At 75.6% G+C, this 24,707-nt stretch carries 24 protein-coding genes; 11 read left to right on the forward strand and 13 right to left on the reverse strand.

The features are described 5' to 3' along the window. Window positions 1–17: 17 nt before the first annotated feature. Window positions 18–1,802, reverse strand: a complete 1,785-nt coding sequence (locus tag HNP84_RS09100) for an ATP-binding protein (protein ID WP_312924176.1) — start codon at window positions 1,800–1,802, stop codon at window positions 18–20. 1,009 nt (window positions 1,803–2,811) lie between these two features. On the opposite strand from HNP84_RS09100, the gene HNP84_RS09105 reads away from it, so the two are divergent. From HNP84_RS09105 to HNP84_RS09120, 4 genes are read left to right on the forward strand one after another with little or no spacing between them, the layout of a single operon-like run. Further along, entirely contained in the window at window positions 2,812–4,329 is a 1,518-nt protein-coding gene (locus HNP84_RS09105) for an MFS transporter (protein WP_185048923.1), read from the forward strand. A 29-nt stretch (window positions 4,330–4,358) separates the two neighbouring features. Continuing rightward, the gene (locus HNP84_RS09110) at window positions 4,359–4,877 is read left to right on the forward strand and encodes a (2Fe-2S)-binding protein (protein WP_185048924.1); all 519 of its coding nucleotides are present in this window, start codon (window positions 4,359–4,361) and stop codon (window positions 4,875–4,877) included. After that, window positions 4,874–5,851, forward strand: a complete 978-nt coding sequence (locus HNP84_RS09115; protein WP_185048925.1) for an FAD binding domain-containing protein — start codon at window positions 4,874–4,876, stop codon at window positions 5,849–5,851. Before HNP84_RS09110 ends, HNP84_RS09115 begins: the two co-directional genes overlap by 4 nt. Beyond that, complete coding sequence (locus tag HNP84_RS09120; protein WP_246517925.1) at window positions 5,848–7,893, forward strand: xanthine dehydrogenase family protein molybdopterin-binding subunit; 2,046 nt, start codon at window positions 5,848–5,850, stop codon at window positions 7,891–7,893. The genes HNP84_RS09115 and HNP84_RS09120 overlap by 4 nt, the downstream gene beginning before the upstream one ends. Before the next feature lie 15 nt (window positions 7,894–7,908). Here the strand turns inward: HNP84_RS09120 and HNP84_RS09125 are convergent, their stop codons facing one another. Further along, the gene (locus HNP84_RS09125) at window positions 7,909–8,862 is read right to left on the reverse strand and encodes an NADP-dependent oxidoreductase (RefSeq protein ID WP_185049049.1); all 954 of its coding nucleotides are present in this window, start codon (window positions 8,860–8,862) and stop codon (window positions 7,909–7,911) included. Window positions 8,863–9,015: 153 nt separating this feature from the next. Here HNP84_RS09125 and HNP84_RS09130 point away from each other — a divergent pair, with 153 nt between their 5' ends. Beyond that, window positions 9,016–9,393 carry a winged helix-turn-helix transcriptional regulator gene (locus tag HNP84_RS09130; protein WP_185048926.1) on the forward strand — a complete coding sequence of 126 codons (378 nt, stop codon included), beginning with the start codon at window positions 9,016–9,018 and terminating at the stop codon, window positions 9,391–9,393. A 21-nt stretch (window positions 9,394–9,414) separates the two neighbouring features. Here HNP84_RS09130 and HNP84_RS09135 read toward each other — a convergent pair whose 3' ends face one another. Next, complete coding sequence (locus HNP84_RS09135; protein ID WP_185048927.1) at window positions 9,415–10,182, reverse strand: SDR family oxidoreductase; 768 nt, start codon at window positions 10,180–10,182, stop codon at window positions 9,415–9,417. Window positions 10,183–10,355: 173 nt separating this feature from the next. On the opposite strand from HNP84_RS09135, the gene HNP84_RS09140 reads away from it, so the two are divergent. Next, window positions 10,356–10,742: an isoamylase early set domain-containing protein gene (locus HNP84_RS09140; RefSeq protein WP_185048928.1), complete on the forward strand. Its 387-nt coding sequence runs from the start codon at window positions 10,356–10,358 to the stop codon at window positions 10,740–10,742. A gap of 95 nt (window positions 10,743–10,837) precedes the next feature. On the opposite strand, the gene HNP84_RS09145 is transcribed toward HNP84_RS09140, so the two are convergent. The 3 genes from HNP84_RS09145 to HNP84_RS09155 form a co-directional block, all read right to left on the reverse strand. Then, window positions 10,838–11,641 (reverse strand): hypothetical protein, encoded by an 804-nt coding sequence (locus tag HNP84_RS09145; protein WP_185048929.1) that lies wholly within the window; start codon window positions 11,639–11,641, stop codon window positions 10,838–10,840. A gap of 180 nt (window positions 11,642–11,821) precedes the next feature. After that, on the reverse strand, window positions 11,822–12,184 hold the full coding sequence (gene crcB / locus HNP84_RS09150) for a fluoride efflux transporter CrcB (RefSeq protein WP_185048930.1): 363 nt from the start codon (window positions 12,182–12,184) through the stop codon (window positions 11,822–11,824). After that, entirely contained in the window at window positions 12,181–12,639 is a 459-nt protein-coding gene (locus tag HNP84_RS09155; protein WP_185048931.1) for a fluoride efflux transporter FluC, read from the reverse strand. Before HNP84_RS09155 ends, crcB begins: the two co-directional genes overlap by 4 nt. Before the next feature lie 442 nt (window positions 12,640–13,081). Between HNP84_RS09155 and HNP84_RS09160 the strand changes: the two genes are divergently transcribed. Beyond that, window positions 13,082–14,050, forward strand: a complete 969-nt coding sequence (locus HNP84_RS09160; RefSeq protein WP_185048932.1) for an alpha/beta fold hydrolase — start codon at window positions 13,082–13,084, stop codon at window positions 14,048–14,050. 44 nt (window positions 14,051–14,094) lie between these two features. Next, window positions 14,095–14,889 carry an SDR family NAD(P)-dependent oxidoreductase gene (locus HNP84_RS09165; RefSeq protein ID WP_185048933.1) on the forward strand — a complete coding sequence of 265 codons (795 nt, stop codon included), beginning with the start codon at window positions 14,095–14,097 and terminating at the stop codon, window positions 14,887–14,889. 99 nt (window positions 14,890–14,988) lie between these two features. Here HNP84_RS09165 and HNP84_RS09170 read toward each other — a convergent pair whose 3' ends face one another. The 7 genes from HNP84_RS09170 to HNP84_RS09200 all read right to left on the reverse strand — a co-directional run bounded on the left by HNP84_RS09170 (window position 14,989) and on the right by HNP84_RS09200 (window position 19,939). Beyond that, window positions 14,989–15,651 (reverse strand): copper resistance CopC family protein, encoded by a 663-nt coding sequence (locus HNP84_RS09170; RefSeq protein WP_185048934.1) that lies wholly within the window; start codon window positions 15,649–15,651, stop codon window positions 14,989–14,991. 99 nt (window positions 15,652–15,750) lie between these two features. Continuing rightward, a complete protein-coding gene (locus HNP84_RS09175) occupies window positions 15,751–16,413 on the reverse strand; it encodes a hypothetical protein (protein WP_185048935.1) in 663 nt (220 codons plus the stop codon). Between the two features lie 47 nt (window positions 16,414–16,460). Next, complete coding sequence (locus tag HNP84_RS09180; RefSeq protein ID WP_185048936.1) at window positions 16,461–17,675, reverse strand: CysS/YqeB C-terminal domain-containing protein; 1,215 nt, start codon at window positions 17,673–17,675, stop codon at window positions 16,461–16,463. A 155-nt stretch (window positions 17,676–17,830) separates the two neighbouring features. After that, complete coding sequence (locus tag HNP84_RS09185; protein ID WP_221335994.1) at window positions 17,831–17,977, reverse strand: hypothetical protein; 147 nt, start codon at window positions 17,975–17,977, stop codon at window positions 17,831–17,833. A gap of 66 nt (window positions 17,978–18,043) precedes the next feature. Further along, a complete protein-coding gene (locus HNP84_RS09190; protein ID WP_185048938.1) occupies window positions 18,044–18,205 on the reverse strand; it encodes a hypothetical protein in 162 nt (53 codons plus the stop codon). Between the two features lie 70 nt (window positions 18,206–18,275). Next, complete coding sequence (locus HNP84_RS09195) at window positions 18,276–19,154, reverse strand: LysR family transcriptional regulator (protein WP_185048939.1); 879 nt, start codon at window positions 19,152–19,154, stop codon at window positions 18,276–18,278. A 248-nt stretch (window positions 19,155–19,402) separates the two neighbouring features. Further along, window positions 19,403–19,939, reverse strand: a complete 537-nt coding sequence (locus HNP84_RS09200; RefSeq protein ID WP_185048940.1) for a TetR/AcrR family transcriptional regulator — start codon at window positions 19,937–19,939, stop codon at window positions 19,403–19,405. Between the two features lie 145 nt (window positions 19,940–20,084). Here HNP84_RS09200 and HNP84_RS09205 point away from each other — a divergent pair, with 145 nt between their 5' ends. The 3 genes from HNP84_RS09205 (at window position 20,085) to HNP84_RS09215 (ending at window position 24,674) form a co-directional block, all read left to right on the forward strand. Continuing rightward, window positions 20,085–21,314: an FAD-dependent monooxygenase gene (locus HNP84_RS09205; protein WP_185048941.1), complete on the forward strand. Its 1,230-nt coding sequence runs from the start codon at window positions 20,085–20,087 to the stop codon at window positions 21,312–21,314. Between the two features lie 108 nt (window positions 21,315–21,422). Further along, entirely contained in the window at window positions 21,423–22,028 is a 606-nt protein-coding gene (locus HNP84_RS09210) for an Rv1733c family protein (protein ID WP_185048942.1), read from the forward strand. A gap of 75 nt (window positions 22,029–22,103) precedes the next feature. Further along, entirely contained in the window at window positions 22,104–24,674 is a 2,571-nt protein-coding gene (locus HNP84_RS09215; protein ID WP_185048943.1) for a PEP/pyruvate-binding domain-containing protein, read from the forward strand. Window positions 24,675–24,707: the final 33 nt, after the last annotated feature.

Below are 24,707 nucleotides of genomic sequence, written 5' to 3' on the forward strand. Positions count from 1 at the left end.
GGATCTCCTTCGGGGGCTCAGAACGGGGGGACGTCGTCGTCGGCGCCGGCCAGGCCGTGGAAGGGGTCGGCCGGTTTCTCCGGCTCCTCGGCCCCGCCGGGCGCGGCGCGGCCGATGACGCTCGCGGCCAGCCCGCGCGGGGAGCCGGGGGACAGGGCGGGCGCGGGGCCGGCGCCGGCCTCGGAGGGGCGGGTGGCCCAGGCGGGGAACGGGAAGGCCACCGCGAGCGGCACCGGGATCTCGGGCTGGGCCACGAACATGGTGCCCGGCTTGGCGATCGTGGCCCGGTCGCGCGCGGTGCCGGTCAGCCAGCCGTACTCCGAGCGGGTGGCCTCGGCCGGGTCGAGCCGGCCCGCGACCTTGACCGCGCAGTTGGCCACGATGCGCCGCTCGACCTCCGAGGCGGTCTGCTGGGCGCCGATCAGGATCACGCCCAGCGACCGGCCGCGCTCGGCGACGTCGAGCAGGATCTCCTTGATCGGCGAGTCGCCGTCGCGCGGGGCGTACTTGTTCAGCTCGTCCAGGACCACGAACAGCAGCGGGCGGGCGCTGCCCGAGCCCTCCTTGCGCGCGAACTCCCCGCGCAGCACCACGCCGACCACGAACCGCTGCGCCCGCTCGGGCAGGTTGTGCAGATCGACGATCGACACCTGGGCGTCGGAGGTGCTGATCGAGTGCGGACGCCCCCGCGGCAGGTCGCCGCGCACGATCGGCGACAGCGGCCGGATCGAGGAGCGCAGGCGGCGCAGGAACGCGTTGACGGTGCCCAGCGGCACCTGCGCGCCCGCCCACGTGGCGCGGGTGGCCTCGCCGGTGAGCTGATCGTCCAGGAACTCGATCAGGTCGCCGTAGGTGCGGCACACCGGGCCGGCCTGGCCGTCGGGGCCGCGCAGCAGCACCGCGCCCGAGTCGCCCGCCACCTCGTACGCCGCCCGCAGCCGCGCCGCGACCTGGCCCACGAGCAGGGAGTACTGCGCCCGCTCGTCGTCGGCGTCTGCGAAGACGAACCGCAGCAGCTCCTGGTCGCAGAACTCGGCCAGGGTCCAGTAGAACGCGCTGACCCCGGTGGTGCGGGCGGAGACGTGGGGCACCCCGTTGGCGTCGCCGGGCCGCGGCGGCGCGAAGACGTGCACGCTCTGGAAGGGCCGCGCGGGCAGCCCGAGCCGGGAGTACGCCCCCGTCGCCGCGTCGTCGAGCCGCTTGTTGGCGTGGTCGAGGAAGAGCAGGTCCTCGCCCTTGACCGAGAAGATCAGCGCCTTGGTGTTGGCGGACTCGGGGCCGAGCACCCCGGAGTTGAAGATCGAGTACAGCAGGAAGGTGGCGAAGGAGGTCTTGGTCGCCACGCCGGACACCCCGGAGATCGACACGTGCGCGCCGCGGGTGCCGTCGAGGAAGTCGAAGTTGAGGTAGATCGGCTGCCCGTCGCGGCCCAGCCCGGCCGGGATGCGCCGCTCCATGACGTCGAAGTAGAGCGCCTGGTCGCGGTCGGAGTCGCCGGCGCGGTAGGCCACCGCGCCGGGCAGCGGCGGCACGAACACCTCGGGCTCCACCCGGGTGACCCGCACCTCGGCCGACTCGACCACGGCGGCGGGCAGCGCGCCGCCGGCGATCAGGAACACGTCGGAGTCGTACGTGGCGCCCTCGTGCCGCGCCTCGACGGTGGTCACCACCCCCGCGACCAGCACGTCGCCGTGCCCCGGCACGTGCCGCCGCGTCACCAGGACGTCGTCGAGCTGCGCCACCGACCCGGGCTCCAGCCCCACCCAGAACGACAGCGGCGAGGCGGCCTGGGTGCCGAGCACCCGCCCCACGGCCTCAGCCCCGGCGACACCGTTCCCCGCCCCCGCAACCTTCGCCGCCCCCGGAAGGCCCGCCGCCCCCGGAAGGCCCGTCGCCCCCGGAAGGCCCGCCGCTCCGGGAAGGCCCGCCGCCCCCGGAAGGCCCGTCGCCCCCGGAAGGCCCGCCGCCTCGGGGAGCCCCGCGGTCCCGTTGGGGCCCGCCGCTCTGGGAAGGCCCGCCGTCCCCGCAAGGCCCGCCGCGCCCGGAAGGCCCGTCGCCCCCGGAAGGCCCGCCGCCTCGGGGAGCCCCGCGGTCCCGTTGGGGCCCGCCGCTCCGGAGGGACCCGCCGTCCCGTTGGAGCCCGCTATCCCCTTGGAGCCCGCCGTCCCGTTGGCGCCCGCCGCCACGTCGTCCTTGTCACGATCCACCGTGGCAGGTTAACCCGCCCGGAGCCCTGGTTAGGTGTTTCCCCACAACTCCCACAAGACCGTTCCGGCCCCAGACCTCGTCCGGTCGGTGTGTGGGCTTCGGCCGGTGTGGAGGGCGACCGGTGTGTGGGGTTCGGTCGGTGTGGGGGGCGACCGGTGTGTGGGGTTCGGTCGGTGTGGGGGGCGACCGGTGTGTGGGGGGCCGGTCGGTGGGAGGCGACCGGTGTGTGGGGGGCCGATCCGTGGGAGGCGACCGGTGTGTGTGACCGGTCGCTGTGTGGGGTTCGCTCGGTGTGCGAGGGGCGGGTGTGTGGGGTTCGGTCGGTGTGTCGGGGCGCGGTGGGTGTGCGGGGTCGCTGGTGTGGCGGGGGGCCGTGAGTTGTGGGGGGCACTCGGGGGGAGGTGGGTGTCGGGGGCGATCGGTGTGCGGCGGTGGATATGTGGGGGGCCGGGTCGGTGTGTGGGGGGCGGTGGGTGTGCGGGCGGCGGCGGTGTGGGGGTCGGCCGGTGTCGGGGCTGGCCGGTGTGTGGGGGTCCGGTCGATGTCCGGGGTTTGGCCGGTATTCGGGGGTTTGGCGGCGGGCGGCTCGGACAATGCACGCACATGCGGGCACGAGCGGGTGCGGACGCGGTTCCCGAGGCGGTGGTGGCACGGCGGTGGCGGGCGCTGGCCGTGTGCCTGGTCGCGGCCTTCATGACGCTGCTCGACGTCAGCATCGTGAACGTCGCGCTGCCGTCCATCCACCAGGGGCTGCGCGCCACCTCCGACGCGCTGCAGTGGATCCTCAGCGGCTACGCGCTGACCTTCGGGCTGGTGCTGGTGGCCGCCGGGCGGCTGGGCGACGCGCGCAGCAGGCGGGCGGTGTTCACCACCGGGCTGGGGCTGTTCACGGTGGCCAGCGCGGTCGCGGGCGCCGCGCCGTCCATCGGGTGGCTGGTGGCCGCGCGCCTGGTGCAGGGCCTGGCGGGCGGGCTGATCACGCCGCAGACGGCCGGGCTGATCCAGACGCTGTTCCGCGGCGAGGAGCGCGGCCGGGCCTTCGGCGCCCTCGGCGCCGTGATCGGCCTCGCCACCGCCGCCGGCCCGCTCATCGGCGGCGTCCTGATCGCCGTGGCCGGGAACCAGGACGGCTGGCGTTGGGTGTTCTACGTCAACCTGCCGGTGGGGCTGGTGGCGCTGCCGCTGGCCTGGCGGTTGCTGCCCTCCCCGCGCGACCTCCGGGCCGGGGGAAGCGGTGCCGGGGGAAGCGGTGCCGGGGGAAGCGGCGCCGGGGGACGCCGCCACAGCCTCGATCCGGTGGGCGTGGCGCTGCTCGGGCTGGGCGTGCTGCTGCTCCTGCTCCCGTTCGTGCAGGAGCAGCAGTGGCGCGGGGCCGGCAAGTGGCTGCTGCTGCCCGCCGCCGCGCTCGTGCTGGCCTGCTTCGCCGCCTGGGAGCGGCGGCACCCCGAGCCGATGGTGAACCTGGAGCTGTTCCGCCTGCGCTCCTACCGCCTCGGCGCGGCGATCTCGCTGCTCTACTTCGCCGGGTTCACCGGGATCTTCTTCGCCTTCACCCTCTACCTGCAGAACGGCCTGCGCTACAGCGCCCTGCTCGCCGGGCTGGCCATCACGCCCTTCGCGCTCGGCTCCGCCGCCGCCGCGATGGTCGGCGGGCGGATCGTGGCCAGGTACGGCCGCCAGGTCGTCGCCGCCGGGCTGGTCGCGGTCGTGGCGGGCCTGACGGTGACCATGCTCGCCGTGCACCTGGTGCCCGGGGACCACGCCGGGCTGGTCACTGCGGCGCCGCTGCTCGCCGCCGGGGTCGGCAGCGGGCTGGTGATCTCGCCCAACCAGACGATCACGCTGTCGGAGGTGCCGCCCGCGGGCGGCGGCAGCGCGGCGGGGGTCCTGCAGACCGGGCAGCGGATCGGCACCGCGGTCGGCATCGCGGCGGCCGGCGCGGTGTACTTCGCCACATTGTCCGCAAGCGGCGGAGACTGGGCCCTGGCGTTCCAGCGCGCGCTCGCCGTCGTCATCGGCTTCGTGCTCATCGCGCTGTGCGCCGCGCTCGCCGACCTGGCCGCGGACCGCAGGGCGGTCCGGGAACAGGACCGGGGACATGCCCCTGAGCAGGAGGGTTAGCCTCCGGGGGCTCGGGTACGGCAGTCCGCATGGCGGAGATCACTCTGCGCGTGAACGGGGTGGAGCGCTCGCTGAGCCTCGACACCCGCGTCTCGCTGCTCGACCTGCTGCGTGAGCACCTGGGGCTCACCGGCTCCAAGAAGGGGTGCGACCACGGCCAGTGCGGCGCCTGCACCGTGCTGATCGACGGCAGGCGGGCCAACGCCTGCCTCGCCCTGGCGGTCGCCTGCGACGGCCTGGAGATCACCACGGTCGAAGGGCTGGCCGACGGCGAGGAGCTGCACCCGCTCCAGGCGGCATTCGTCGAGTGCGACGCGTTCCAGTGCGGCTACTGCACGCCCGGCCAGCTCTGCTCGGCCGCCGGCATGCTGCGCGAGCCCGGCCCGAGCGCGGTCACCGGCGACCTCACCGAGGACCCGGCGCTGACCGCCGAGGAGATCCGCGAGCGGATGAGCGGCAACCTGTGCCGCTGCGGCGCGTACGTCAACATCGTGGCCGCCGTCCACCGCGTCGCGGCCGAGCGGGCACGGGAGGTGGCCGGGCGATGAGGGAGTTCGAGTACGCCCGCGCCCGCGACGGCCGCGAGGCCGTGGCGCTGTGCGAGCCGGGCGCCAGGTACCTCGGCGGCGGCACCAACCTGGTGGACCTGATGCGGCTCGGCGTCGAGACGCCCGCCCGCCTCGTGGACGTCAGCCGCCTGCCGTACGACCGGATCGAGGCCGCCCCGTCGGGCGGGGGAGCGCGGATCGGCGCCGCCGTGCGCAACAGCGACCTCGCCGCCCACCCGGTGATCCGGCGGCGCTACCCGATGCTGGCGCGGGCCGTGCTCAGCGGCGGGTCCGGCCAGGTGCGCAACATGGCCACCGTGGGCGGCAACCTGCTGCAGCGCACCCGCTGCCCGTACTTCCAGGACGTGTCCAAGCCGTGCAACAAGCGCCACCCCGGCGACGGCTGCCCGGCGATCGAGGGCGACCACCGCAACCTGGCGATCATCGGCCACTCCGACGCCTGCGTGGCCACCCACCCCTCCGACATGGCGGTGGCGCTCGCCGCGCTGGACGCCCGGGTGCACGTCATCGGGCCCGGAGGCGAGCGGGTCGTGCCGATGCCCGGCCTGCACCGCCTGCCCGGCGCCGAGCCCGGCCGCGACACCGTGCTCGAACCGGGCGAGCTGATCACCGCGATCGAGCTGCCGGCCCCGCCGCCGGGCCGCTCGGTCTACCGCAAGGTGCGCGAGCGGGCGTCGTTCGCCTTCGCGCTGGTCTCGGTGGCGGCGCTGCTCGGCGTGGACTCCGCCGGCGTGGTGCGGCACTGCAAGATCGCGCTGGGCGGCGTCGCGCACGTGCCGTGGCGCGCGGCGCGCGCCGAGGGCGCCCTGCTCGGCAGGACCGCCGGCCCCGACGCGTACGCCGCCGCGGCCGACGCCGAGCTGGCCCTCGCGCGCCCGCTGCCCCGCAACGCCTACAAGGTGACCCTCGCCCGCAACCTGATCGTCGCCACACTGACGGAGCTGGCCCCATGAGCACCATCGGCGGCATGCGCCGCGTCGAGGGCCGGGAGAAGGTCACCGGCCGCGCGACCTACGCCTTCGAGTACGCCGTGGAGGGCGCGGCGTACGGGCATCCCGTGCAGGCCCCGATCGCCCGGGGCCGGATCACCACGATCGACGCCGAGGCGGCGCTGGCCGTGCCCGGCGTGCTGGCCGTGGTGTCCAGCGCCGACCCGCCCCCGCTCGGGTCCGTGGAGGACCCCGAGCTGGCCGTCTTCCAGAGCCCGCAGGTCGCCTACCACGGGCAGGTCGTGGCCGTCGTCGTGGCCGAGACCGCCGAGATCGCGCGCGAGGCCGCCGAGACCGCGCTGCGCATCGAGTACCAGGCCGAGCCGCACGACGTGGTGCTGCGCCCCGACCACCCCCGCCTGTACGCGCCGGAGCGGGTCAACCCGGCCTTCCCAGGCCGCACCGAGAAGGGCGACGTGGAGGCGGGGCTCGCCGACGCCGCGTACACGGTGGACCAGACCTACACCACCCCGGCCCTGCACAACAACCCGATGGAGCCGCACGCCGCCATCGCGGCCTGGGAGCCCGACGGCTCACTGACCGTCTACGACTCCACCCAGGGCGCGACCGCGCACCGCGACACGATCGCCGCGGTGCTCGGGCTGCGGCAGGACCAGGTCCGGGTGATCTCCCGGCACGTCGGGGGCGGCTTCGGCTCCAAGGGCACCCCGCGCCCGCACGTGATCGTGGCCGCGGTGGCGGCCCGCGCCGCCGGCCGCCCGGTGAAGGTCGCGCTGACCAGGCAGCAGATGTACGACATGACCGGCTACCGCACGCCGACGATCCAGCGGGTCAGGCTGGGCGCCGACGAGGACGGCCGGCTCACCGCGATCGACCACGACGCCGTCGAGCAGAGCTCGACGCTGAAGGAGTTCGCCGAGCAGACCACCACCCCCACCCGGGTCATGTACGCGGCGCCCGCCCTGCGCACCACCCACCACCTGGTCCGGCTCGACGTGCCGACCCCGTCGTGGATGCGCGCCCCCGGCGAGTGCCCGGGGATGTTCGCCCTGGAGTCGGCCATGGACGAGCTGGCCGAGGCGGCCGGCATCGACCCGGTCGAGCTGCGCGTCCTCAACGAGCCCGCCGCCGAGCCCGAGAGCGGGCGGCCGTTCAGCTCCCGCAACCTGGTCGCCTGCCTGCGCGAGGGCGCGCGCCGCTTCGGCTGGGACCGGCGCGACCCGCGTCCCGGCGTGCGCCGCGAGGGCCGGTGGCTGGTCGGCACCGGCGTCGCGTGCTCCACCTACCCGGCCTACCGCCGCCCGTCCTCCGCCACGGCCGTCGCCGAGGACGGCGGCTACGTCGTACGCGTCGCCGCGGCCGACATCGGCACCGGCGCCCGCACGGTGCTCACCCAGATCGCCGCCGAGGCCCTGAACACCTCGCCCGACCGGGTGCGGGTCGAGATCGGCGACAGCGACCTGCCGCGCGCCTCGCTCGCGGGCGGCTCCATGGGCACCGCGTCCTGGGGCACCGCCGTCGTGCGCGCCTGCGAGGCCCTGCTGAAGAACGGCGGCCAGGAGGGGCGCGCCGACACCTCCGAGGAGGTCGCGGCGGGCTCCGCCTTCGCCCGGCACGCCTTCGGGGCGCAGTTCGCCGAGGTGCGGGTGGACGCCGACACCGGCGAGGTGCGCGTGCCGCGCCTGCTCGGCGTGTTCGCCGCGGGCAGGATCGTGAACCCGGTCCTGGCCCGCTCCCAGTTCATCGGCGGCATGACCATGGGCCTGGGCATGGCCCTGATGGAGGAGTCCTTCGTGGACCCCAGGTTCGGCGACTTCCTCAACCACGACCTGGCGCAGTACCACGTCGCCGCCTGCGCCGACGTGCAGGACGTCGAGGCGGTCTGGATCGACGAGGAGGACCCCTACCTGAACCCGATGGGCAGCAAGGGCATCGGCGAGATCGGCATCGTCGGCACCGCCGCCGCGATCGCGAACGCGGTCTACCACGCCACCGGACGCCGCGTCCGCGATCTGCCGATCACCCCCGCGCGGCTGCTGTCGTGAGGGGGGTCACGACCGTCAGGAGGCCACCCTGAGCACGATCTTGCCGCGGGTGCGGCCCAGCTCGCCGCGCCGGTGCGCCTCGGCGGCGTCCTGGAGCGGGTAGACCTCCTCGACCTCGACGCCCAGCTCGCCCTTGTCGATCAGGCCGGCGATCCGCGTCAGGGCGCCGCCGTCGGGCTCGACCAGGATCCCGGTGGCCCGCACGCCCCGGTCGCGGGCGCGGTCCAGCAGGTCCGGGGCGACGCCCGACGGCACCTCGATCAGCAGGCCGCCGGGGCGCAGCACCTCCAGCGAGCGCGTGCCGGTCCGGTCGTGGGAGTCGCCGATCAGGTCGAGCACCACGTCCACGTCGCCCACCGCGTCCTCGAACCGGGTCGCGGTGTAGTCGATCACCTCGGCCGCGCCCAGCGAGCGCAGCCAGTCGTGCCGGGCGGCCGAGGCGGTGCCGATGACGTACGCGCCGGCGTGCCGGGCGATCTGGACCGCCAGGTGCCCCACGCCGCCCGCCGCCGCGTGGATCAGCACCCGCTGCCCGCGGGCGATGCCGGCCGTGTCGATCAGGGCCTGCCATGCGGTCAGCGCGGCCAGCGGGACCCCGGCCGCGGCCTCGTGGCTCAGGCTGTGCGGCTTGCGGGCGAACTGGCGGGACGGCGCGGTCACGTACTCCGCGTACGCGCCCGCCTGCCGCGGGAACCACGGCATGCCGAACACCTCGTCGCCCGGCTCGACGGTCGTCACGCCGAACCCGGTCTGCTCGACCACCCCGGAGACGTCCCAGCCCAGGATGAACGGCGGGCCGCCGAGCGTGCCGGCCATGCCGCCGCCCGCGCGGGTCTTCCAGTCCACCGGGTTCACGCCCGCCGCGTGGACCCGGACCAGGATCTCGGTCGGCAGCGGCTCCGGGCGCGGCACCTCGGCGAGACGCAGCACCTCCGGGCCGCCGAAGGCGTCCTGGGTGATCGCGCGCATGGTGGATGACACGGTTTCCCTCCTCTGGGATGCGGTCGCGCGGACGGCGGGCCGCCGTCCGGCGAGCCGAAGCTACCCAAAGGGTGGTAGTAACTAGCAAGGGAGCCTGCTATCTTTCGGAAAGTAATCCCCCTGCCAGGAAAGGACCACGTCATGGCGATGACCTGCGGCACCGGCCAGCACGACCGGCACGACGTCTACGCCGCCCAGTGCCCCTGCCGCGAGGTGCTCGACCTGCTGGCCAACAAGTGGTCCGCGCTGGCCGTGGGCGCGCTGGAGGAGGGCCCGCAGCGCTTCGGCGCCCTGCAGCGCCGCCTGGAGGGCATCAGCCCCAAGGTGCTCACCCAGACCCTGCGCCGCCTGGAGGAGCACGGGTTCGTGGACCGCACGATCTACCCGGCCGTCCCGCTGCACGTCGAGTACGCGCTGACCGACCTCGGCCGCGGCGTCGCCGGCCCGCTCGGCATGCTGCGGGCCTGGGTGGAGGACCACCTCGACGAGATCCACGCCGCCCGCGCCACGGCGGGCTGACCGCCCGCCGGAAGAGCGGCCTCAGGCGGTGGAGCCGCCGTTGCTGTACAGGAGCTGGCCGTTGATCCAGCCGCCCTCCGGCGAGCACAGGAAGGCCACCAGGTTGGCGCAGTCGCGCGGCGTGCCCAGCCGGCCCAGCGGCGTCGCCTCGACCACCTGCGCCTTCAGCTCCGGGGTCATCCAGCCCGTATCGACCGCCCCCGGGTTGATCACGTTCGCGGTCACGCCCAGATGGGCCAGCTCCCGGGCCGCGGCGAGCGTGATCCGGTCCAGGGCGGCCTTGCTCGCGCCGTAGGGCAGGTTGAACACCGTGTGGTCGCTGGTGAAGGCGATGATCCGGCCCGCGCCCGGAGCGGCGCGGTGGCGCAGGGCGTACTCGCGCACCAGCAGCCAGGTGGCGCGCGCGTTCACCGCGAAGTGGCGGTCGAAGCTCTCCACGCTCGTGTCCAGGATGCCGGAGTCGACGGACTCGCAGTGGCACATGACCAGCGCGGTCACCGGCCCCAGCGCCTCCTCCGCCCGCCCGAACACGGCCGCCGGCGCCGCCGGGTCGGCGAGGTCGGCCTCCACCGCCAGCGCCCGGCCCCCCGCCGCCTCCACCCGGGCACGCAGCTCACCGGCCGCGCCCGCGTCCTCGCCCCACGGCATGCGCGCGTCGTAGGACCGCCAGTAGGTGAAGGCGACGTCCCAGCCGGCCTCCGCCAGCCGGGTCACGACCGCCGCCGCGATCCCCGCCATCCGCCCCGCCCCGGTCACCAGCGCCAGGGGCCGGTCGCCCGATTCCGGCATGTCCCACGCCTCCGCTTCGCCGGGATAAAGGACGGGATAAAGGATAAGCGGGGGGGCGGTGTGGCGCGTTGTGCGGAATCGCCGTTCGGCTTCAGCTAGGTCTCGACAGGAAAAACGCGTGAACCGCGTGAAGCTCCGCATGGCGAGCATGCGTACACGGACAGGGGGCTGTCATGATCGAACGGGACAAGATTCGCCGGGACGGACTGGTCGACCTCACCTTCTCGCTTCCGGCCGACATCCGCGGCCCGATCTCGGTGGTCGGCGACTTCAACGGCTGGGACCCGTACGCCCACCCGATGACGCCCGACGCGAACGGGATGCACACGGCCGTCGTGCCGGTGCCGCCCGGGACCAGCGTGTGCTTCCGGTACCTCGCCCACGGCGGCATCTGGATGGACGACCCCGAGGCCGACGCCTACGACAACCGCGGCGGCATCGTGCACGTCCCACCGGCCGCCGCGGACGGCGAGCCCGCCATGCCTGCCGGCGCGGCGGCCAAGACCATGGGCGCCGCGAACGCCGCCGACGCCAAGCAGAACCGCAAGGTCAAGGCCTAGCCGCCGCCCCGCCCCCGAGGACGCGCCGAGGCGGGCGGGCCGGGCACCGCCCCCCGCCCGCCCTGCCGCCCTACCCGCCCCGCCGCCCTGGCCGGTCAGCGGTTGACGGTCTCGCAGGCGGTGGGGCGGTCGCCGGCGTCGGCGTTCGCGATGTCCCGGCCGGAGCCGCAGTCCGCGAAGGTGTCCCTGCCGCCGTCGCGCAGCTCCACGGTGTCGGCGCCCCCGTTGGCCGAGATCCGGTCGTCGCCGCCGAGCGGGTTGATGATCTCGGCGGTGTCGTCGCCCGTGATGGTGTCGCCGAACCGGCTGCCGATGATGACCTCGACGTCGGTCAGGACCTTGTCGCGGTCGATGAAGCCGCCGGAGTTGCGGCCGTCGTTGTTCACGCCGTCCACGGTGACCTGGACGCTCACGCCCGCCCCCGCGTAGCTGACCGTGTCGCTGCCCCCGCCGCCCTGGTAGGTCAGCGTGGTGCCGCCCCCGGTGGCCAGGCCGCCGTTGAACACGTCGGCGCCGTTGCCGCCGCTCACCGCCCCGGTCAGCGGCACGCGGGCGGTGAAGGTGTCGTTGCCGCCGCCGAGGTTCGCCGACAGGCCGCCGATGCCGGTGCCGCAGTTCACCTCCCTCGCGTTGACCTGGTCGCACCCGCCGCCCGGTGTGGCCCTGAGCGTGCCGGTGGAGTTGCGTACCAGGAAGGACGTCCCCGACCTGACCACCTCGACGGTGTCGTTGACGTCCACGGTCCCGGGCACGATCGTGATCGCGCCGGAGACCCTGGCCACCGTCAGGTCGCCGGGCGCGGCGGCGGCCTGCCCGATGCCGGGGGTGGTGGCGAGGGCGGCGGCCACGAGGCCGCCCAGCATGGTCGTGCGCGCCACACGCCGACTGATCTTCTGCATGGCAATGCTCCTGTTCATCGTGATCGCTTCGGAAAGGGCCGTGAGGCCCGCTCATGTCGTGCGTTCATGATGTGTGGCGGCGATCGCCCATATCTGCGTAAAACACCGCAGTAAGCGGAGAGATCAGGCGGTAAAGGTGCACAATGTGATCCCGCACACGCCGTCGTCCGCCGGGGGCGGTCAGGCCAGGAAGGCGTGCGCCAGGGCCGCGCCGAGATAGGCGGCGCCCAGGCCCGCGACCACGCTCGCCACCGCGTTGAGCACCGCGAGCAGGCGCGCGCCGCCCTCGGCGAGCTTCAGGGTCTCGTAGCCGAAGGTGGAGTACGTCGTGAGGGCGCCGCAGAACCCGGTGCCCGCCGCCGCCATCAGCGTGTCGCCGGCCGGGAGCGCGATCAGGAAGCCGAGCAGCGCCGAGCCCGAGACGTTGACCGTGAACGTGCCCCAGGGGAACGGGGTGCCGTGGCGGGCCTGCACCAGCCGGTCGGCCAGGTAGCGCAGCGGGGCCCCGAGCGCCGCGCCCAGTGCGACGAGCAGCACCGTCACGCGGCGCCCTCCTCGCCCGCGGGCTCGGCGGCCCGGCGCGGGACGGCCGCGGCGGCGAGGCGGGTCAGGGACGCGCCCGCCCACACGGCGGCCACCGCCCCCGTGACGGTCAGCACCAGGTACGCCAGCGCCGCCGCCCCCGCGCCCGCGTCGAGCGCCTGCCTGATGTCGGCGATGTAGGTGGAGAAGGTGGTGAACCCGCCCAGGACGCCCACGCCCAGGAACGGCCGCACCAGCGGGTGCGCCGGGCGCACCTCGGTGATCAGCACCATGAGCACGCCGATGAGCAGGCATCCGGTCAGGTTGACGGCCAGCGTGGACCACGCGAAGTGCCCGTGGGGGAGGACGGCGGCCAGGCCGTGGCGCGCGACCGCCCCGATGGCGCCGCCCGCCGCGACGGCGGCCAGGACGGCCTGCGACGACGGCTGGGACCGAGGGGCCGGTGCTGCGGGCATGCGTTCCTCCTGCCGGCATGAGAGATCGACACCTGGCAGGGACCGTTGGCGGCGCTCACCGCGGTTGCTCCCGCCGCGAAGGCGGGAGGCGGCGGGCCCCACCGCCGCGGAAGACACGCCGCTCAGTGTACCGGTCGTCCCGGCCCGGCTCCTGCCGCCCGCGCTCGGCGCCGGGCCGCCGCTCCCGTCCGCCGTGCTGCCGGTCGCCGTGCCGCCGGTCGCCGTGCTGCCGGTCCCGTCCGCCGGGCCGCCGCTCCCGTCCGCCGCCGGGCCGCCGTTCCCGTGCGCCGGGTCGCCCGGCGCCGCCTGCCGCCCCCAGGCGGGCATGGGGCCTTCGCCGGGGCGGGGGGTCACGATAGGCTCATGATCCGGGGCCGGGCGCCGCGCGGGGCGGGTGGAGGCGGGGCGGCCGGCCGGGTCCGCGGCGAGGAGGCTGTCTTTCGTGCGGTACACGGACTGGGGTGAGCGCTCGCCCCGCTGGGCGGGTATCCGCAGCGAGATCACCAGGGTGCACGGGGTGCGGGTCGGGTACCTCGCGGCCGGCGCCGCCCCGGGCGCGCCGCCGAACGCCGTCCCGCACCTGCTGGTCCACCCCATGGCGGGCAGCGCGACCATCTGGCTGGACGTGATGCGGGCGCTCAGCGCGTACGGGCCCGTGTTCGCGCCCGACATGCCGGGCACGATGGCCGGCGAGACCATCGCGCCCCGCCCCAACGCCGTGCGGCCCGAGACCAACGCCCGCTTCCTGCGCGCCTTCGCCGCCACGCTCGGCCTGGACCGGTACGTGCTGCACGGCTGGTCCATGGGCGGCCTGGTCGCGCTGATGCACGCCGACATCGCGCCCCGGCACGTCGTGCGCATGGTGCTCACCGCCCCGCCCCTGCCGGGGCCGCTCCCGCCCGATGAGGTCGTGTTCTGGCAGACGGTGGGCCGCGCCGTCCTGCTGGCCGGCCCGCCGCTCGCCCGCGTCCTGCTGCGCGTGTTCGGCCCCTTCCTGTACGACGCCAAGATCCGCCGCTACAGCGATCCCGCCTCGCTGGCCGCGGGCGGGCGGCTGGACGTCCTGGGCGGCGACCCGTCCCGGATCGCGCCGGAGACCGTGGCCGTGTGGGCCGAGGAACTGGCCGAGATGCGGTCCCGGCACGCCAACATGGGCCCGGCCCTGAGCGCCTTCGCCGCCACCTTGGCCGCGATGTTCATCCGCCCGGCCCGCCTGCGCGAGGTCATCGAGCGCGTGGCGGCCCCCGTCACCCTGCTGTACGGCGACCGCGACCCGCTCGTCCAGACCGCCGCGATCGACGACGTGACCTCCCGCCGCCCCGACTGGCGGGTGCGCGTCTTCCCGGGCGCGGGCCACCTGCTCCCCCTGGAGGTCACCGCCGAGTACGCCGCCGCCGCCGCGCAGCCCTGAGCCCGCCCTCATGAACCGGCCCCGCCCTGGGCAGGATGGGGACCATGCGAATCGACCTCAACGGCAAGACCGCGCTGGTCACCGGCTCGACGCAGGGCATCGGCGCGGCCATCGCGACCGGGCTCGCGCGGGCGGGGGCGCGGGTGGCGGTCAACGGCAGGAGCCCCGCCACGGTGCAGGAGGCGGCGGAGAAGCTGCGCGCCGAGGTGGACGGCGCCGAGGTGGTCCCGCTCGCCGCCGACGTGGCCACCGAGGAGGGCGCGGCGAGCGTCGTGGAGCGGCTGCCCGAGGTGGACGTGCTGGTCAACAACCTCGGCATCTTCGAGTCGCGCCCCGCCCTGGAGATCGGCGATGAGGAGTGGCGGCGCTACTTCGAGGTCAACGTGCTGGCCGCGGTGCGGCTGACCCGCGCGTACCTGCCCGGCATGATGGAGCGGGGCTGGGGCCGGGTGCAGTACATCGCCAGCGACTCCGCCGTCGTGATCCCCGCCGAGATGATCCACTACGGCATGTCCAAGACCGCCCTGCTGGCCGTGTCGCGCGGGTTCGCCAAGCGGGCGGCCGGCACCGGCGTGACCGTCAACTGCGTGATCGCCGGGCCGACCCACACCGGCGGCGTCGAGGACTTCGTGTACCAGCTCGTGGACCGCGACCTGCCCTGGGACCGGGCCCAGCGCGAGTTCATGCGGCTGCACCGGCCGCAGTCGCTGCTCCAGCGGCTGATCGAGCCCGAGGAGATCGCCAACATGGTGGTCTACCTGGCCTCGCCGCTCGCCTCGGCCACCACCGGCGGAGCACTGCGGGTGGACGGCGGCTACGTGGACGCGCTGCTCCCGTAGCGCTCCCGTAGCCCGCGCGGGCCCGGATGCCCGGCGGGCCCGGGACCACACGGCCCCAGCGGGGCAGCCGTGCGGTCCCGGGCCACGCGGCTCCAGGGCTCAGCCCTCGCCGCCGCCCGCCCCGCTGCGACGGCCGGCCCGGAACCACACGGCGCCGCCGATCGCCACCAGGACGCCCAGCGCGAGCCAGAACCAGACCGGCACGCCCTGCGGCGCGTCCTGCTCCACCGCCGCCGTGGCCCCCGCCCGCGAGGCGCCGGGAGCCGCCGCGGCGGAGGGCGTCGCGGCGCCGGAGGGCGCCGTCGTGTCAGAGGGCGCCGTTGTGTCAGAGGGCGCCGCCGTGGCGGAAGGTCCGGTGGGCGTCGCGGTGCCGGAAGGCGTCGCCGTGGCGGGGCCGCCGGTGACGGTGAACGGGATCTCGCCCTCGATCGGGTGGCCGTCGGAGGAGACCACCCGCCAGCCGATCGTGTACTCGCCGGCCGGGACCTGCCCGGTCACCTCGGTGATCACCTTCGGCCCGTCGGTCCTCGGCTTGCCGAGCGGCACGGCGCGGCCCGAGGCGTCGTGCAGCACCACGGCCGGGAAGCGCACCTTGGCGCTGTACTCCAGCACGATCTCCGCCACGGACTCCACCGTGGCGTCCCTGGCCGGCGAGCTGCTCTTGAGCCTGTCGTGCGCGAGCGCGGGCCGCGCGCCGCCGAGCAGCACGACGGCGAGGCAGCACAGGGCGGCGAGGGCCCGGCACACGTTCCGCGATGTCATCAACACTGGTACTCCACCTGCGTCTATCGGCATGGGTCACTGGACGGACACGGGCGGTGGCGTCCGGGCGCCACGCCACGGCACGCTCACCGCTCCGCCTCACGCGGCACCCGGCAGGTGCCGGGAGGCGGAACGCCGCGAGGGCGGGCCGCGGCGGCGGATGGCCGTCGCGGGCGCGTCCTGACCGCCGGAGGGGGTGGGGCGCGGAGCGAGGGGGAGGGGGCCGACGCGTACGGGCGCGGGCGGGACGGGGGCGAGAAGGCGCGGGCGGGGCGGCGGCGCGCCCCACAGGCGGGCCATGAGCCACAGCGCGCTCTCGCCGCGGTGCATCCACCAGGCCGTCAGCAGGGCCACGGTGAGGTGGGCGAGCAGCATGCCCGGACCCGGATGGCCGTGGCCGGGGGACGCCGGCACGGCGGGCTCGGGCGGGCCCGCCCGCGCGAACAGCTCGTGGGCCAGGCTCTGCGCGGCCAGCGCGGCCGGGAAGATCGTGTCCAGGCCGCGCTCCCGGTCGCCGAGCAGGTAGGCGGCGCCGAACGCCACGCCCGCGGCCAGGGCCGCGACGCCCACCGGCACGGGGCCGCCGCCCGCCAGGGCGTGGCCGCAGGCCGAGATCACGGTGCAGACGGTGGCGAAGGCCAGGGCGCGGGATGCGCGCAGCAGCACGCCGGCGGGCGCCGGGAGCCGGGCTCCGGGCGCCTCGGATCTCGATGCGCTCGATCCGCTCGATCCGTTCGATCCGCCGGCGGCCATGACCGCCATCCTCCCACCTCGCGCGGACGCGGGGGGAGATCGCCACCCGGCCGGGGTCAGGTACGCGGCGGGGCGGCGGGGGCCCAGGTGGGCCCTTCGGGGGTGTCGCGCACGATGACGCCGCCCGCCGCCAGCGCCTCTCGCACGGCGTCGGCGTCGGCGTACGCGCCGCGCTCGCGCATCCGGGTGCGCAGGCCGAGCAGCGGCTCCACCAGCGGGGCCAGCCGCTCGCGCGGGTCGGCGGCGTCGGCCAGGCGGCCCAGCCGGACGATCAGCCGCCGCAGGACCTCGCGCGACTGCTCCACGCCGCCCTCGTCCTCCTCGGTGTCGGCGGCCCACTTGGTGATCTCGGTCTCCAGGTCCAGCACCGCCCGCGTGGCGGCCTCGGTGTCGCGCGCGCGGAGCGCGGCGTCGAAGCGGCCGGCGTACTCCGCCGTGGACTCGGCGAGGGTGACCGCCGGGGGCTCCCGGTGCTCCGGGGCCGCGCTCCCGGCCACCCGCACGTGGCCGGCGCCGCCGGTGGCGATGAGGTCGCGCAGCCCGGCCAGCGTCGTGGCGGAGCCGGCCGGGAGCACGCGCTGCGCGCCCCGCCGCCGCACGGTCAGCCCGCCGCGCCCGGCCACCCGCACCGTCCCGGCGCGCAGGTCGAGCAGCACGGCGGTGTGCTCGTCGATGCCCAGCACCGCGGCGTCCTCGGGCAGCTCGCGCTCCATCCGCGACAGCCGCCGCTCGCCGAGGTAGCAGAACCGGGTGTCGTGCGTGCCGCCCTCGGCGTTGTCGTAGTGCGGGATCACCGCCGCGCGCAGCCCGATCGCGCCGAGCAGGTCCAGGCCCTCGCGCCAGCCGGGCTCCGCGCCCACCTTGTAGATCTCGTACACCGGCACGGTGGCCAGGCCCGCGGTGCAGGCCGCGGCCGAGGCGAGCACGGTCACGCCGTCGCCGGCCCGCACCCGCGCCCGCAGGTCCCCGGCGACCTGGGAGGCCGTCCACCGGCCCAGAGCGTACGTCGGGCTGCCGGGGCCGGAGAACACCCAGTCGGCCCCCGCCACGTCTTCCCCGACCTCGACCTCCAGGCCGACGCTGCGGGCGAAGTAGGCCCTGGCCCGCGCGGAGATGTCGGCCGCGTTCTCCTGGAACGCGTACGGCGTGTCCAGCAGCACCGCCCGCGGCCGGCCGCCCAGCGGCCTGACCACCGACCGGTGCACCTCGACCATGGTCGGGCTGGTCTCGCCCGACCCCATCAGGACCAGCACCCCCGGCCGCTCCGGCATCGCGTGCCCGCCTTCCCCGTGTACGTCCTCTCGACACAAGACATGCACGCCGGAGCCGGAACGGCAATAGTGCTCGTGCATTGGGTAGGCTCTTGCACACTTCTCGCAACTGACCGGAGCAGGCAACTGAACGGAGCAGGAGGACAAGTGGCGGATCAGGCGGCCGAGGCGGCGCCCGTCGTGGTGGAGGCCCTGATGCTGCGGGCCGACGCGGCAGGCGGCTGGGCGTACCGCAGGATCGTCACCGCGCCGGAGCCGGGCGAGAGCCCCGACCAGGCCGTCCGCCGTGTGGCCGGAATCATACCGGCCGCCGCCTCCACCGTCGTCCACTCCACGAGCTGGCGCTACCAGGGGCAGGTGGTGCTCACCTACGCCGTCTGCCCCGACCCCGCCCCCTCGGTCCCGGCGGTCGCGCTGCCGGGCCTCGCCATCGCGCGCGGCGCCGCGCCGGCCGCGCCCTCGCCCGAGCGGCTGGAGGTGCGGCACGTGGCCGCGCACGCCGTACGCCACCTGGCCTTCCTCATGGCCACCGACCCCGTCGTACGCGGCGCGCTCGCGCGCCACCCGCACGTCGCCGCGGCGCTCGCCGCCGGCGGGGGCTCAGCCGCCGGCGACCAGATCGGCGAACTCGGTGGCGAGCGGGCTGAGCGCGTCCCACTGGCGCACGGCCCAGCCGACGGTGATCGGGTTGAGCGCGGGGATCGGCACGACCTTGGCCGGGCTGCCGGGCGAGAGCACCAGCCGGGGCAGCGCGGGCACGACCGCGTGGCCGATGCCCAGCTCGGCCAGCAGCACGGCGGTGTCCCAGTCGGCGACGCCGACCGGCGGGGGCGGGGTGAACCCGACCCGTACGAAGTCCTCCTCCAGGCGCCTGCGTGAGGCCGAGTTCTCCGGGTGGGCGATGTAGCGGATCGAGGGCAGGTCGTCCGGCTCGATCGCCTCGCGCGCGGCCAGCGGGTCGTCGCGGTGGGTCACCAGCACCCACGGCAGGTCGATGACCGGGCGCTGCTGCACCCCGGGCAGCGGCTGGCCCAGCGTGATCCAGGCCAGGTCCACCCGGCCGCTGTGCAGCAGCTCGATGCACCGCCGCGCCGACTGCGCCGAGCGGAACTCCAGCGTGACGTGCGGATGCCGGGACCGGAACGCGGTGATCGCGTCGGCCATGAAGTGGCGCACGGTCACGCCGCCGGTGGAGATCTTCACCGCGCCGCCGTTGCCGTCGCGCAGCTCGCCGAGCCGGCGCAGCGCCGCGTCCAGCGAGGCGATGCCGCCCTGCGCCGCCTGGTAGAGGATGCGCCCGGCCTGGGTCGGCACCACGCCGCGGGGCCGGCGCTCGATCAGCGCCAGGCCGGTCTCGCGCTCCAGGCGCCGGACGTGCTGGCTGACGGCCGACTGGGTGCAGGACATGGTACGCGCTACGGTGCTGAGGTTACCGGTCTCGTACACCGCGATGAACACGCGCAGATCGTCAAGCGTCACCGGCCCAAGATATCTCTGGGGCTTGTCTTAGGAAATCCAGGAATTGACTTGGGATCACCGGGGATTCGAGTATGGCGTGAGGAGACCGACACACAACGGTTCCGACTTGGCGGCAACCCGTCCGCGGCGCGGCCGTGCCATCCGGCGACCCGGGTCGTACGGCACCGGCATCGCGGGCGCGGCGGACGGGTGTCGACCCTCCTCTCGCGCCGAAAGGCGAGATGAGAGGCGCCTGAGATGAGAGGCGTCTAGGGCAGGCCCAGGGCGTCCAGGGCGGCGGCCACCGCGGGCGGCCCGAGCTCCTCGGCGGGCACCCCGGGGAAGGCCACCGTGCAGTCCGACAGCCCGCCGATCGCCACCACGGCGCGGGCGCGCGCGCCGAGCCCGGCCTCCGGGCCGAGCAGCAGCTCGATCAGCCGCAGCCGCCAGGCGAACATCCGGCCGGGCAGGTCCAGGTGGTCCAGGATGGACAGCTCGCGCACCACGATCCCGATGATGTCGCGGTGGCGGTAGGTGACCTCGAAGTAGCGGCGCAGCAGCAGCTCCGGATCGGGCCGCCCGGCCGCCTCCATCTCGGCCAGGAACGCCTCCACCTCGTCCACCAGCGGCTGTACCACGCTGCGCAGCAGCTCCTCGCGCGAGGCGAAGTGGTAGTACAGGGCGGGCTTGGTGATGCCCAGCCGCTCGGAGATGTCGCGCAGGCTCGTCTGCTGCACGCCCTTCTCGGCGAACAGCTCGCGCGCCACCGCCAGGATGCGCGCCTTGGTGTCCGACGGCCTCGCCACGTGCGACGTCTCCCTCCCGGCCCGGCGAGCCCGCGTCCGGCGCCGGGGCCAGCTTACTGACCTGACGACAGGTAAGGAGTTGCGCGGCCGGGCGCGCTAGCTTACCTTCCGTTAAGTAAGTAACCTTCCCGAGGGAGTCCCGGCCATGCACGTCCTGATCTCCGGCGCCAGCGTCGCCGGTCCCGTGCTCGCGTACTGGCTCGACCGGCACGGCTTCGCCGTGACCGTGGTCGAGCGGGCCCCCGCGCTGCGCAAGGCGGGCGGGCACGCGGTCGATCTGTTCAAGCCGGCGACGGGGATCGTGGAGCGGATGGGCCTGCTGGAGGCGGTGCTCGCCAAGCGGACCGGCACCCGGCTGCTCACGGTGACCGGCGAGGGCGCCGGCCGCCCGGCCCGCATCGAGGTGGACCGGCTGGTCGCCGCCTTCTCCGACCGGCACGTCGAGATCATGCGCGACGACCTCAGCGAGATCGTCCACCAGGCCACCCGCGATCGGGTGGAGTACGTCTTCGGCGACTCCATCAGCGGGCTGGCCCAGGACCCGGGCGGCGTGGACGTCACCTTCGAGCGCGGCGCGCCGCGCCGCTTCGACCTGGTGCTCGGCGCCGACGGCCTGCACTCCGCCGTGCGCCGCCTGGTGTTCGGCGAGGAGTCGCGGTACGCCCGCTTCACGGGGGCGTACCTGTCGGTGTTCTCCATGCCCGACCGGCGGCCTCTCGACGGCGAGATGATCGCCCGCGCCGCGCCCGGCAGGATGGCCGCGTACTACAGCGCCGCCCATCTCGACGGCGAGGCGCGGGCGCTGATGATGTTCCACAGCGCCCCGCTCGACTACCACCACCGCGACGTCGCCCGGCAGAAGGCGCTGGTGCGCGCGGCGTACGAGGGCGTGGGCGGCGACGTGCCGTGGCTGCTGGACGAGATGGACGCCGCCGAGGTCTTCTACTTCGACTCGATCACCCAGATCCACATGGACACCTGGTCCCGGGGCCGGGTCAGCCTGGCGGGCGACGCGGGCTACTCGCCCGGCCCCGCCGTCGGCGGCGGCACCAGCCTGGCGGTCGTCGGCGCGTACGTCCTGGCGGGGGAGCTGGCGGCGGCGGGCGGCGACCACGAGCGCGCGTTCCCCGCGTACGAGCGGGAGCTGGCCGCCTATGTCGCCCACAGCCGCAGGTTCGGGGCCGCCGCCGCCAAGCGCCTCATCCCCGCCACCCCGGCCCAGGTCCGGACCACGATCCGGGGCACCCGCCTGGTCGCCCGCCTGCCCCGGTTCCTGATCCGCGCAGCCGCCCTCACCCAGCGCACCCGCGTGCGCCTGCACGACACCGTGCAGGTGAAGGACTACGGCCGCTCCGGGCTGACGTCCCGCACCTGACCCGCCGCCCCCGATGATCCGCGGACGGGCCCCGAACCGACAGGACTGAGTGCGTCTGTCCGGGGCAGAAGCCCTGTTCAGGGGCGATAATGGGGTGGAGGTGCGAAAATGCGGCATGCTGACAACTGGCTGCTGCTGCGCCTGCGCCGATACCGGCCGGACGGCAACGAGCTGCGCCGGCGATCCGACCGGATCGAAGCGGCGGCGGTGGCCTTCGCGATACTGATCGTCCTGCTCTGCGTCTGGCCCGCGGTCCTGACCGCCCGCGCGGTCTACGCCGACGGGCTCGCGGCCGAACGGGTGGGCCCCGGCGGCCGGGTACAGGTCACCGCCACCCTGGCCGAGGAGGGCCCGGTCCAGGCCGTCACCACCGCCGACGGCCGCGTCACCGCGGTCACCGCTCCCGCGAGCTGGCGGGCCCCCGACGGACGGACGCTGAGCGGCACCGTGGTCGTGCCCACCGGGGCCAAGGCCGGCGCCCCCGTCCGCATCTGGGTCGACGACGAGGGCAGGCGCGTGCCGCCCCCGCAGACCCGGCTGGAGACCGTCGCCAGGTCCGGCATCGGCGCCGGCCTGGTCATCACCGCCGGGGTGACGGTCTCGGTCGCGGGCTTCGCCTGCTTCCGGGCCGTCCTGGACCGTCACCGCTACCGCGAGTGGGAGACCGCCTGGAGCGAGGCCGACGCCCGCTGGCACGGCACCACCCCCTCCTGACCGGGCACCCCCGCCCGGCCCCGCGCACCGGCCGCGCACGCCGAGGAGGAGCCGGCACGTCGAGGAGGAGCGGGCATGAACGAGCGGTTCACCGCGCCGCTGGCCGCCTTCGGCGCCGGCGACCTCGGGCGGGCGGGCGGCAAGGGCGCCAACCTGGGCGAGCTCGTCCGGGCCGGGTTCCCGGTCCCGGGCGGCTTCGTCGTCACCACCGCCGCGTACGACGCGGTGGTGCGGGCGGCCGGGCTCGACGCGGTCATCGCCGCCGGCCTGGATCGGGGGGACGGCGCGGCGATCCGCGCCGCGTTCGAGGACGCGCCGCTGCCCGGAGCCCTGCGCCGCGAGATCGCCGGCGCGTACGCGCGGCTCGGCGGCGGACCGGTCGCCGTACGCTCCAGCGCCACCGCCGAGGACCTGCCGGGCGCCGCGTTCGCCGGCCAGCAGGACACCTACCTCAACGTGATCGGCGAGGACGCCCTCCTCGGCGCCGTACGCCGCTGCTGGGGCTCGTTGTGGACCGATCGGGCCATCGCCTACCGCGCCAGGCGCGGCATCGCCCCCGCCGGCGTCCGCATCGCGGTCGTGGTGCAGCGCATGGTCCCCGCCGAGGCCGCGGGCGTGATGTTCACCGCCGACCCGGTGACCGGCGCCAGGGACGAGATCGTCGTGGACGCCGGCGGCGGGCTCGGCGAGGCGGTGGTCTCCGGCCTGGTCACCCCGGACCACTACGTGCTGGACCGGGCCGGCCGGGTGCGCGCCTTCACCCCGGGCCGCGGCGAGGCCGAGATCAGGCCCGCCGAGGGCGGCGGGGTCACCCGCGTCCCCGCCGCGGATCGCGCCGGGGCGTCCCTGCCCGGCCCGGCGCTGCGCGAGCTGGCCCGGCTGGGCACGGCCGTCGCCGCGCACTTCGGCCGGCCCCAGGACATCGAGTGGGCGTACGCGGACGGCGCGGTCCACCTGCTTCAGGCCCGCCCCATGACCGCCGTGCCGCCGCCCCCGGTGAGGCTGAACGCGATCCAGCGCCGGATCGGCTCGGTGCTGCTGGAGTACGTGCCGGTCCGGCCGTACCCGATGGACATGTCCACCTGGGTCCCGCACGGCCCCGCCGGGCTGATGGAGCGGGTGCTGAACAGCGTCGGACTGCGGCGCTCGTTCACGGCGTTCCTCGGCGAGACCGACGGCGTGGTGGACCGCATGGTGCCGCCCAGCCCCCGCCCCGCGCCCACGCTGCCGCTCGCGCCGATCAGGCTGCTGTGCCGCGCCCGCCGCCACGACCCCGCCCGATGGACCGAGGACCCCCGGTTCACCTCCTTCCTGCGCCGCGCCGGGGAACTGGCCGCCCGCGACCCCGCCACCCTGCCCTGGCCGGAGCTGATCGCGCTGCCCCGGCAGGCCCTGGACCTGGTCCGCCCGGTGGCCGGACTGCGCGTGGACTACCTGCCCGGCGCGGGCCTGGCGCTGCTGCGGCTGCTGGCGCTGCTGACCCTGGCCCGGCGCAGGCGCCTGTTCGGCGACCTGATCCTCGGCGCGCGCACCCGGACCAAGGACGCCAACCGCGCCCTGGAGTCCCTGGCCGCGCGGGTACGCGAGGACCCGGGCCTGGCCGCCGCCTTCGCCCGCCACGACCCCGCCGAACTGGCCGCACCATCCGCACCATCCGCACCACTCGGACCGCCCGGTGCGGCCTGTGCGGCGGATGCCGCCGGTACTGCCGGTGCCGCCGATGTGGCGGACCTGGCCGTGGCCGTCGCGCATCCCGCGTTCGCCGCCGCGCTGCGCGCCTTCCTGGCCGAGTACGGCCACCGCGAGACCGCGAGCCCCATCCTGGTCTCCCCGCCCACCTGGCAGGACGATCCGGCGGCCGTGCTCGGCCTGGTCAAGACGCTGGTCACCGCGCCCGCCGCGCCCGGCGGCGAGGAGCGGCGGGTCGAGCGGGCGATGCGCGAGCTGCTGGCCTGGCCGCCGCTGCGCGGGCGCCGGGCCGCGGCAGTCGCGGCCCGGTGGGTGGAGGCGGCCCGCGCCGGCGTCGCCTTCCGCGAGGACACCCACTTCTACTTCACCAAGCCGCTGCCCGTCCTGCGCCGCGCGCTGCTGGAGATCGGCCGCCGGCTGCGCGACGCGGGCGTGCTGGCCGAGCCGCGGGACGTGTTCCACCTGCGCCTTGAGGAGCTGGAGGCGGCCGGTGACCCCGCCGCGCTCACCGATGCCGCCGCCGCGCGGCTGCGCACGGCCGTACGCGCCAGGTCGGCCCGGCGGGAGGAGCTGACGGGGGTGCCGCTGCTCGACCCCGCCCTGGTCTTCCCGGTACGCCGCGGCGCCGGCGCCCTGCTGACCGGCACCCCGGGTGCCGGAGGCACGGCCACCGGCCCCGCCCGGGTGATCCGCGGCCCGGCCGAGTTCGGCAGGCTGGCCCCCGGCGACGTGCTCGTCTGCCCCTACACCAACCCCGCCTGGACCCCGCTGTTCCAGCGCGCCGCCGCCGTCGTGGCGGACACCGGCGGCGTCGCCTCCCACGCCGCGATCGTCGCCCGCGAGTACGGCCTGCCCGCCGTGATGGGCACGGTGCGCGGCACCTCCGTGCTGGCCGACGGCCGGGTGGTGACCGTGGACGGCACCAGGGGCACGGTGACGGCGGCGGAGCGTGACTAGTCCACTGGAACCCCGAGCTTTGGGAATGAAAAC

The sequence above is a fragment of the Thermocatellispora tengchongensis genome (assembly GCF_014202315.1).
Classification (GTDB): Bacteria; Actinomycetota; Actinomycetes; order Streptosporangiales; family Streptosporangiaceae; genus Thermocatellispora; species Thermocatellispora tengchongensis.